Origin of the sequence: Streptomyces mesophilus, assembly GCF_011044995.1 — a bacterium.
Classification (GTDB): Bacteria; Actinomycetota; Actinomycetes; order Streptomycetales; family Streptomycetaceae; genus Streptomyces; species Streptomyces mesophilus.
On sequence record NZ_JAAKZW010000089.1, the window covers coordinates 21141 to 30086 of the forward strand.

General features: G+C 71.8%; 8 protein-coding genes. 2 read left to right on the forward strand and 6 right to left on the reverse strand.

All coding sequences use genetic code 11. From position 1 onward, the window contains the following. Positions 1-82: 82 nt before the first annotated feature. From G6045_RS21080 to G6045_RS21095, 4 genes are read right to left on the reverse strand one after another with little or no spacing between them, the layout of a single operon-like run. Positions 83-901: a DUF1295 domain-containing protein gene (locus G6045_RS21080; RefSeq protein WP_165333590.1), complete on the reverse strand. Its 819-nt coding sequence runs from the start codon at positions 899-901 to the stop codon at positions 83-85. Next, a complete protein-coding gene (locus G6045_RS21085; RefSeq protein ID WP_165333591.1) occupies positions 898-2208 on the reverse strand; it encodes a class I SAM-dependent methyltransferase in 1311 nt (436 codons plus the stop codon). Before G6045_RS21085 ends, G6045_RS21080 begins: the two co-directional genes overlap by 4 nt. After that, positions 2205-3011, reverse strand: coding sequence for a DUF1365 domain-containing protein (locus G6045_RS21090; protein WP_165333599.1), 807 nt, complete (start codon positions 3009-3011; stop codon positions 2205-2207). The genes G6045_RS21085 and G6045_RS21090 overlap by 4 nt, the downstream gene beginning before the upstream one ends. Before the next feature lie 17 nt (positions 3012-3028). After that, positions 3029-4294, reverse strand: coding sequence for an NAD(P)/FAD-dependent oxidoreductase (locus tag G6045_RS21095; RefSeq protein ID WP_165333592.1), 1266 nt, complete (start codon positions 4292-4294; stop codon positions 3029-3031). A gap of 157 nt (positions 4295-4451) precedes the next feature. Between G6045_RS21095 and G6045_RS21100 the strand changes: the two genes are divergently transcribed. After that, positions 4452-6038, forward strand: coding sequence for a molybdopterin-dependent oxidoreductase (locus tag G6045_RS21100; RefSeq protein WP_328707844.1), 1587 nt, complete (start codon positions 4452-4454; stop codon positions 6036-6038). A 70-nt stretch (positions 6039-6108) separates the two neighbouring features. Further along, positions 6109-6756: a fasciclin domain-containing protein gene (locus tag G6045_RS21105; protein ID WP_165333593.1), complete on the forward strand. Its 648-nt coding sequence runs from the start codon at positions 6109-6111 to the stop codon at positions 6754-6756. 37 nt (positions 6757-6793) lie between these two features. Here G6045_RS21105 and G6045_RS21110 read toward each other — a convergent pair whose 3' ends face one another. Both G6045_RS21110 and G6045_RS21115 read right to left on the reverse strand, forming a co-directional pair. Further along, entirely contained in the window at positions 6794-7750 is a 957-nt protein-coding gene (locus tag G6045_RS21110) for an acyltransferase domain-containing protein (RefSeq protein ID WP_165333594.1), read from the reverse strand. Positions 7751-7878: 128 nt separating this feature from the next. Further along, the gene (locus tag G6045_RS21115) at positions 7879-8940 is read right to left on the reverse strand and encodes a dihydrodipicolinate synthase family protein (RefSeq protein WP_235968132.1); all 1062 of its coding nucleotides are present in this window, start codon (positions 8938-8940) and stop codon (positions 7879-7881) included. Between the last annotated feature and the right edge of the window lie 6 nt (positions 8941-8946).

Below are 8946 nucleotides of genomic sequence, written 5' to 3' on the forward strand. Positions count from 1 at the left end.
CCGCTACGGCGCCGTTCAAGTCCCCCGCGGGGCGCCGCCGGTGCGTCGGGCCCGTCCGACGCACCGGCTCGTACCCGCCGCCTCAGCCTCCCGCCGCCTTGCGCGGCGGCCGCGGGAAGAAGCCGCTGACCCGCTCGCGGTAGTCGGCGTAGCCGGGCCTGTCCGCCATGTGGCGCTCCAGGAGGGCCTTGCCGCTGCCGCGGGTCAGGAGGTAGCTCATCACGAGGGGGCCGATCACCGTGACCGCGGCAGCCGGCGGCCAGTCGCAGATGAACAGGAACAGGCCCCACCAGACGCAGAAGTCGCCGAAGTAGTTGGGGTGCCGGGTCCAGGACCACAGGCCCCGGTCCATGATCCGGCCGCGGTGGGCCGGATCGGACTTGAACCGTGCCAACTGCCGGTCGCCGACGGCCTCGAAGGCGATGCCGAGGAGCCACAGCGCCGCTCCGGCGGCGGCGACCGGGGTCATCGCCCCCTTGATGTACATCGCGGACTGGACCGGCAGCGACACCAGCCACACGAGGGCTCCCTGCAGCAGGTACACCATCCGCAAGGCGTACGCCGCCCTGCTGCCCGGCGCCTTGGAGAGCAGCCGCTCGTAGCGCGGATCCTCACCGTGGCCCCGGCCCCGCCGGGCGATATGCACGGAGAGCCGCAGCCCCCACACGACCGTCAGGACGGCGACGCACAGCCGCCGTCCGTCATCGCCCTGGCTCGCGGACAGGGCGTACGCGACGACGGCCACGGCGCAGAAGGCGAGCCCCCAGGCGACGTCCACGAGCCGGTGCAGATCCTTGCGTACCGCGACGGCGAAGGTCGCGAGCAGCACGCCGAGGGCGGCTGCGGCGGTGACGGGCAGCTGGGCCGCGAAGGAGCCCCAGTCGAATCCGGTGGTGGTCATCGGGAACCGCCGTCGCGCCTGGTGAGCAGGAATTGCTGGACGTCGAGATAGCGGGAGCGAAAGCCCGCCTCGGAGTAGGCGAGGTAGAAGGTCCACATGCGGCGGAAGGTGGCGTCGAAGCCCAAGTCGTCGACTTCGGCGGCGCGTTCGGTGAAGCGTTCGCGCCACAGCCGCAGCGTTTCGGCGTAGTGGGCGCCGTAGCCCGCGCGCGCCTCGACCCGCAGCGTGGTGTGCGACGCGAGGGTTTCCTCCACCGCGCGGACGGAGGGCAGCAGGCCGCCGGGGAAGACGTACTTCTGGATCCAGGTGTGGGTGCCCGCCGAGGCGCGCATCCGCTCGTGCGGCATGGTGATCGCCTGCAGGGCGATGCGTCCACCCGGTGCGAGCAGGCGGTCCAGGCAGCGGAAGTAGTCCGGCCAGAACTCCGCACCGACGGCTTCGATCATCTCGACGCTGACGATCGCGTCGTACTCGCCCTCGACCTGCCGGTAGTCGCACAGTTCCACCTCGGCCCGGTGGTCGAGTCCCGCCGCTCTCAGACGTTCACGCGCAAGGGTCCGCTGTTCGGCGGAGAGCGTCACGGAGCGGACGTACGCCCCGCGGGCTGCGGCCCGCAGCGCCAACTCGCCCCAACCGGTGCCGATTTCGAGCATCCGGGTGCCGGGTCCGACGCCGGTCAGGTCGAGCAGCAGGTCGATCTTGCGGTGCTGGGCGGAGGTGAGCTGTGCGTGGGTGGCCGGCAGTTCGGCGAAGCAGGCGGAGGAGTAGGTGAGGGTGCCGTCGAGGAACAGGGCGAACAGGTCGTTCGACAGGTCGTAGTGCCGATGGATGTTGGTGCGCGCGCCCGTGGGTGTGTTGCGGTGCGCGGCGGGCTGACGCACGGCCCACAGTCCGCGCAGCCGCTGCAGAGATGGTGGGATCAGCGTCGCGACGTTGCCCGCGAGCACTTCGAGAACCCCGGTCAGGTCCTCGGCGTCCCACTCCCCCGCCATGTAGGACTCGCCGAAACCGATCAGCCCGCCCGCCGCGATTCGGCTCATGAAGGCGGGTTCGTCGTGTACGACCAGCAACGGCCCTCCCTGGCCGAGGACTTCATCGGCCCCCAGCTCGGCCCGCAGAGGCAGCCGGTCCAGGGCCCGCCGCACGAGCGCCCGGGCGACGGACCGTCGCGGCGCTGGACAAGGCGGGACGGACGCCACGTCGGGCCACCGGTCCGCATCGGCCGCCCGCAGCCGCACGGGAGCCGGGCCGGGTGCGGATCCTTCGCGCGACGATGCGTCGGACGCGTCGGAGACAGACGTACTCACTGCATTCCCTTCTGCCGGGGATGAGGGGGACGTGGCACGGTGCGCAGGCCGCGCAGCCACAGCCGGATGCCGTGCCGGCGGATGCCCGCGGACACGGCGAGGGTCGACCAGGGGTGGCGCAGCAGGAGCCGCATGAGCGTCGACGCGGTCGCCGGCCGGCGCTCGCCGCGCACCGTGGCGGTGAAGGGCCGCCGGTCGTCCTGCTCCAAGTGCACCGTGAGGCGCAGGTGTTCGCGGGGCACGGGCAGCCGCATCCGGTACGCCCCGGACACGGCGAAGAAGGGCGAGACGTAGAACTCCTTGGCCGCCTCGAAGTCCTGCGTACCGTTCGCGGCCGGCCTCGGATCGTCGGCGCCTCGCGCTGAATGCGAGTGCAGCAGGTAGCAATGCCGCTCGCCGTACGTGTTGTGGACCTCCGCCACCACACAGCGCAGGCGGCCGTCGGGCGTGTAACACCAGTACAGCGTCAGGGGGTTGAACACATGGCCCAGCACCCGGGCGTTGCCGAGCATCAGGACGCGCCCGTCCGTCGGCTCGATCCCGTTCGCCCGCAGGAAGCGCTCAAGGCCGGCGCGGATCGTCGCGTCCCGCCCGGCGAAGTGGTCGCGGCCCTCGAACCGCGCCAGCGCGCGCAGCGGGCGGGGCAGCACCGGGAGCCGGTCCAGGTCGACCAGCCAGAGGTAGGTGCGCTGGCCGAGCGCGTAGCGCGTGGGTGCGGTGCGGACGTGGGTGACCAGGGCGGGGTACAGCGCCGGGGCTTCGGGCGTGGCCGCCTCGTCGCGCGTACGTGTCCGCCGGCGCAGCGACGCCGGTCCGGGGCTCACCACCGCACCCCCAGCGCCGCGGCCGCCTCGACACCCGAACGGCAGCCGTCCTCGTGGAACCCCCACCCGTGATAGGCCCCGGCGAACACGGTCACCGGCCCGTTCAGGCCCGGGAGCCGACGCTGCGCCGCCACCGAGTCCGGCGTGTAGCAGGGGTGCTCGTACACCATGCGGGCCAGAATCCGCTCCTCGGCGACCCGGCCGTCGTCGCCCAGCGTGACCACGTACGACTCGGGAGCGTCCAAGCCCTGGAGCAGGTTCATGTCGTAACTGACCCGCACCTGTTCGGCGCCGGCAGTGCAGCTGGGCATGCGGTAGTTCCAGGCCGCACGGGCGCCCGCGCGGTGCGGCAGCACCGCTGGGTCGGTGTGCAGCAGCGTCGCGTTGCGCGAGTAGCGGAAGGCGCCCAGGACGCGCCGTTCGTCCGAGGTCGCATCGGCGAGCAGACGCAGCGCCTGGTCCGGGTGGGTCGCGATGACCACCGAGTCGTACGTGGAGGCCGTGCCGTCCTCGGTGAGGATCTCGGCCCGGTCGCGGCCGCGGCGCACTGCCCGCACCGGTGCCGAAAGATGCACGGCGCCGAGCTCTTTGCCGATCCGCTCCACATAGCTGCGGGACCCGCCGACCACGGTGCGCCAGGTCGGGGAGCCGCTGACCGTGAGCATCCCGTGGTGGTCGAGGAAGGCGAACAGGTAGCGCGCGGGATAGCGCAGCGCCGTCGCGGGCGCGCACGACCAGACCGCCGAGACGACCGGCGTGACGAAGTGCCGGACGAAGTAACGCGAGAAGCGGTGCCTGGTGAGGAACTCCCCCAGGGTGCGGCGGTCCTCGGAGCCGTCGGCCAGCAACCGCCGCGCGGCGCGGTGGAATCGCGGCACTTCGCCGAGCATCCACAGATACGGCGCGGACAGGGCGTTGGCCGGGCGGGCGAAAAGCCCCCGGGGGCCGCGCGCTCCCGCGTACTCGAGTCCGCAGCCCTCGCACCGCACCGACATCGTCATTCCGGTCTCGCGGGTGGCCACCCCCAACTCGGCGAACAGGCGCAGCAGATGGGGATACGTGCGCTCGTTGTGGACGATGAACCCCGAGTCGACGGCCAGCGCGCGCCCTTCGCCCGACACCACGTCATGGGTGTGGGCGTGGCCGCCGAGCCGGTCGTCGCGCTCGTACAAAGTGACATCGTGGGCCTCGCGCAGGAGGTATGCCGCTGTCAGTCCGGCGATACCGCTGCCGATCACCGCCGTGCGTTGCTTGCGTGTCATGCCGCCCCTCGTCCGTGAGCGGGACATGTCTTGCCCCGCACAGGTGATTCGGAGCCGGGAAGGGTCTGGCTTGGTGGGCCTGCGTGACCTGCGGGGTTCGCGGGGCAAGGGGACACGATCGGGTGAACGACCAAGCCGGGCCCCGCCCCCGTTTCGAATCAAGGGTGTGAGCACAGGGACAACGAGAGCAGCGCGCGGCGCATGGGCCGCGCTGAGCGGCCTGGTCGCCGGGTATGCCGCGCTGGCCGTCGCGGAGCTCGTCGCGGTCGGCGCCCGGCCTTCAGCGGGACCGGTCACGGCGGTCGGCGGCGCCGTGATCGACCGCACGCCCTCGGGCGTGAAGGACTGGGCGATCCGGACGTTCGGCACCGACGACAAGCTGGTGCTGCAGCTGGGTGTCCTCGCGGTCCTCGCGCTGTGCGCGGCGGGCTTGGGGATCCTTGCGCAGCGCACGCGGCGGATCGCGGCGGCCGGTGTGGTGCTGATCGGTGCGCTGGGCGCGGCGGCCGCGCTCTCCCGGCCGGACGCGGCCGGCCCGCTCGACGCCTTGCCGGCCCTGGCCGGTGCGGCCGTCGGAGCCGTCGTCCTGTACGTCCTGGCGGGCAAGCTGCACTCCCCGGTGGTCGCGGAAGTCGGTGCCACGACCACCGGGGGCCTTCCTCGCAGGGGCTTCGTCCTGGCCACCGCGGGCGTGGCCGTCGCGGCAACCGGCGTGGGGGCGGCGGCACGGACACTGCGGGCGAACTCGTCCGCCACGGCGGACACGGCCCGCGCGAGGGTCAGGCTCCCCGTCCCCGCCTCGCCCGCCCCGCCGCTCGCTCGCGCGGTGGACCTCCGGATCGCGGGCGTTGCCCCCTTCACCACGCCCAACCGGGACTTCTACCGCGTCGATACGGCGCTTCGCGTCCCCCAGGTCGACCCCGGCGGATGGCGTCTTCGCCTGCACGGCAAGGGAGTGGGCAGTCCGCGCACCCTGACATTCCAAGAGCTGCTCGACCGGCCGCTCATCGAGCGCGACATCACGATGACGTGCGTCTCCAACGAAGTAGGCGGCCCCTACGTCGGTTCGGCCCGCTGGCTCGGCGTACCCCTGGCGAGCCTCCTCGACGAGGCGGGCGTCCGCCCGCCGTCTCGCGGAGGACCCGCCGACCAGTTGGTGGCCCGCTCGGTCGACGGGATGACCCTCGGCACTCCGGTCGAGACCGTGATGGACGGGCGCGACGCAATGCTCGCCGTGGGCATGAACGGCGAGCCGTTGCCCTTCGAGCACGGCTTCCCGGTCCGGATGCTCGTGCCCGGCCTGTACGGCTACGTCTCGGCCTGCAAGTGGATCGAGGACATCGAGCTGACCACGTTCGATGCGTACGACCCGTACTGGGTCCAGCGTGACTGGGCGCGTGAAGCGCCGATCAAGACCCAGTCACGTATCGACACCCCCAAGCCGTTCGCCCGCCCGGCTGCCGGCAAGGTCGCCGTGGCCGGCGTCGCCTGGGCCCAGCACCGGGGCATCGACCGCGTCGAGGTACGCGTCGACGAAGGACCTTGGCAAAGGGCCGACTTGGCTCCCGAGGGCTCCCTGGACACCTGGCGGCAGTGGCGCTGGGACTGGGCCGCCACCTCCGGCTCCCACACCCTCCAGGTCCGTGCCACCGACGGCACCGGCACCCCACAGACCAGTGCGCGCACCCGCACGATCCCGGACGGCGCCTCCGGTTGGCATTCGGTGGTGGTCAACGTGACCTGATCCCGTCCCCCTCCCCCACGAGCCAGTGACAAGGCCCGCACCCTGCGGGTCCACCCCCAAGGAGAACACCATGAACACCACCCTCCGTCTTCGCCGCGTCGCCGTCGCCGCGACCGCCGCGCTCGCTCTGCCGCTCGCACTCGCCGCGTGCTCCGACGACAAGGGCAGCACCGACCAGGCCGCGGACAAGACGCCCAAGGCGACGCAGTCCGCCGACAAGAGCGCAAGCGCCGACCCCATGACCGGACCCTTCGGACCGGCCTGTGCCTCCGTACCGAAGGACGGTGCGGGAAGCTTCGACGGAATGGCCGCGGACCCGGTCGCCACCGCCGCCTCCAACAACCCGGCGCTGTCCACCCTGGTGACCGCGGTGAAGAAGGCCGGCCTGGTCGACACGCTCAACAACGCGGAGAACCTCACGGTGTTCGCCCCGACCGACGACGCCTTCGCCAAGATCCCGAAGGCCGACCTGGACAAGGTCCTCGCCGACAAGGAGACGCTCACCAAGGTGCTCACGTACCACGTGGTCGGGCAGAAGCTCACCCCCGCGCAGCTGGAGGACGGCTCTTTCGAAACCCTTGAGAAGAGCAAGCTCACCACCGCGGGATCCGGTGAGGACTACACGGTCAACGACTCCTCCAAGGTCGTCTGCGGCAACGTGCCGACCGCCAACGCGACGGTGTACATCGTCGACACGGTGCTGATGCCCAAGATGTAAGCGCGCGGCCCGGCCCTGCGCCGCGGGTGGCTCCGGCTCACGGCAGACGGAGCCACCCGCGGCGCAGATGCCAATGGCCGCCGCGGTCCAACTGGTCAAGCAGGACTCGCTGCAGGGTGTTGTCGCGCGGCAGGGCTGCCGTGGACGTGGTGCCCGGACGGGTGTGGAAGACGAACTCCAGGACGTCCTCGTCGCAGACCGGGCTGTCGCCATGCAAGGTGAAGCGGCGCTGGAACGACACGATGTTTGCGTGGGGCTTCAGATGATTCCCCAGCGCCGGGTCCAGGAGCCAGGAGTGGCAGGTGGCGAACGCCGCCGGGTGCTCCGGATGGTGGCGGGCGAAGAACGGGCGGGCCGCGGCGACGGAGGCATCGCATGCGGCGGTGGTCAGCGGTCCGTCTTCGGCGATGTGGACGTCGAGGACGGGCTCGTCCTCGCCCGGGCCGCCGGCCGGCGCGCCTTGCGCTCCCCAGGAGGGCGAGTCGTACGTACGCAACTCGAACTGCAGGCGGCCGAGTCGGTGCAGGGTGCCGCGCAGGTGGCGGATGATCCAGGTCTGCCGGTCGAAGCCGCCGATGCCGTGGGCGAGACGGTAGGTGGTGAGCTTGGAGCCGAGGTCCGCGAAGGTCGCACGGGTCACCTCGTCCGGGATCGCACGGGCCTCGCGCAGGGTGAGGGCGTGGGACAGAGAGAGGAAGCAGAGGTGGGCGTAGAAGTAGCGGCCCGCCTCGCCGAGTTCCGCCGGTGCGTTGGGCCACCGCACGGCGCCGGGGGTGGTGAACAAGGTGCGCCGGCAGTCCAGCAGGGCTTCCCACAGGCGTGGGGTGCGCCGCGGGTCGGGAAGCGTGGCCGCCAGCGGGATCCGGTCGGGTTCGGGAATCGCGAACACGTCGAGCGCGGTGGCGATCTCCGCATCCGACAAGGGTTTCGGATCCGGGATACGGGCGTCGGCCCGGGGACTGCACAGGATGTCGAACCAGTCGTCCGGCGTCATGGTCTGCTGCCTCCGTGCGTGGCGGACACGTGTCGGCTCCATTGTCGTCATCGGGTACGTACACCCGCCGGCCAGCACCACAAAGGATGCGGATCCAGCGGGGCGGACGGGAGGGCTGGGCACACCGGTCAGGTGAGCCAGCGCGCGAGCCGGTCGGCGATGAAGCCGTCCTCCTCCCCCAGCCATGGGTACAGACCGCGGACCCGGGCGATCTCCTCGCGCTGCCCCGGCGAGAGCGACTCCGCGGAATCGAGACACCACACGCCGTCCAACAGGCCTTGCTGCCGCAGCACTTCATGCACGCCGGCGATGACTCCCGCGAAGGCGTTCCGTACGTCGTACACGGCCGCGTTGGCGTCGGTGTCGCCCGCGAGGCGGGCCAGGGCCCGCTCACGCGCCGCGGCGTCACCGGCACGGGCGGCGTGCACGTCGGCGAGGAGCCGCCCGGCGGACCGGGTCCAGACCGCCCAGTGGCCGAGCAGCCCGCCCACGAAGTGCCGTACCACCGGACCGCCGGGGCCGTGCACGTGGAAGGGCGTGAGCAGGTCGTCGACGATGTTGTCGTCGTTGCCGGTGTAGAGGGCGACCTCGGGACCGCGGTCGGATTCCGCGATGCCCTGGACGAGCTCGAGGGTGCGATAGCGGTCGAACGGGGCCGCCTTCACGGCGACGGTGGACTCCTGGTCGGCCAGCCGTCGCCAGTACGAGCGGGGCAAGTACCGTCCGCCGACGGCCTCTTGGAGGTAGAAACCGATCACCGGCAGAACCTCGCCGATCGCCGCCGTACGGTCGAGCAGGCCGTCAAGGTCCACTTCGGGCAGTCCCGCCGGGGAGACCAGGACGGCGTCGTAACCGAGTTCACGGGCCGTCTCCGCTTCCGCGACCGCTTGACGGACCGGCCCGCAGACACCGGCGATCCGCACCACGGGACGCCCTTCGGCGCGCTTGGCGGCTTCTTCCGCGGCCAGTTCCAGGACGGTCCGCAGCAGGCCGTGCTCCCGCAGGGCGAACTGGGTCGTGTGCACACCGACCGCGAGGCCGCCCGCGCCTGCGTCCATGTAGTAGCGGGTCAGGGCGCGTTGGCGCCGCTCGTCGAGACGGCGGTCCGCGTCGAGGGCCAGAGGATGGGCGGGGATCACGGTGCCCCGGTGGAGCAGAGCGGCAACGTCTTCGGTCATACGGGCGGGCATCTGGGC

Bases quoted from the DNA above. Each gene is read 5' to 3' on its own strand.
- G6045_RS21080 (WP_165333590.1), bottom strand. From the start codon at position 901: ATGACCACCACCGGATTCGACTGGGGCTCCTTCGCGGCCCAGCTGCCC.
- G6045_RS21095 (WP_165333592.1), bottom strand. From the start codon at position 4,294: ATGACACGCAAGCAACGCACGGCGGTGATCGGCAGCGGTATCGCCGGA.
- G6045_RS21105 (WP_165333593.1), top strand. From the start codon at position 6,109: ATGAACACCACCCTCCGTCTTCGCCGCGTCGCCGTCGCCGCGACCGCC.
- G6045_RS21110 (WP_165333594.1), bottom strand. From the start codon at position 7,750: ATGACGCCGGACGACTGGTTCGACATCCTGTGCAGTCCCCGGGCCGAC.
- G6045_RS21115 (WP_235968132.1), bottom strand. From the start codon at position 8,940: ATGCCCGCCCGTATGACCGAAGACGTTGCCGCTCTGCTCCACCGGGGC.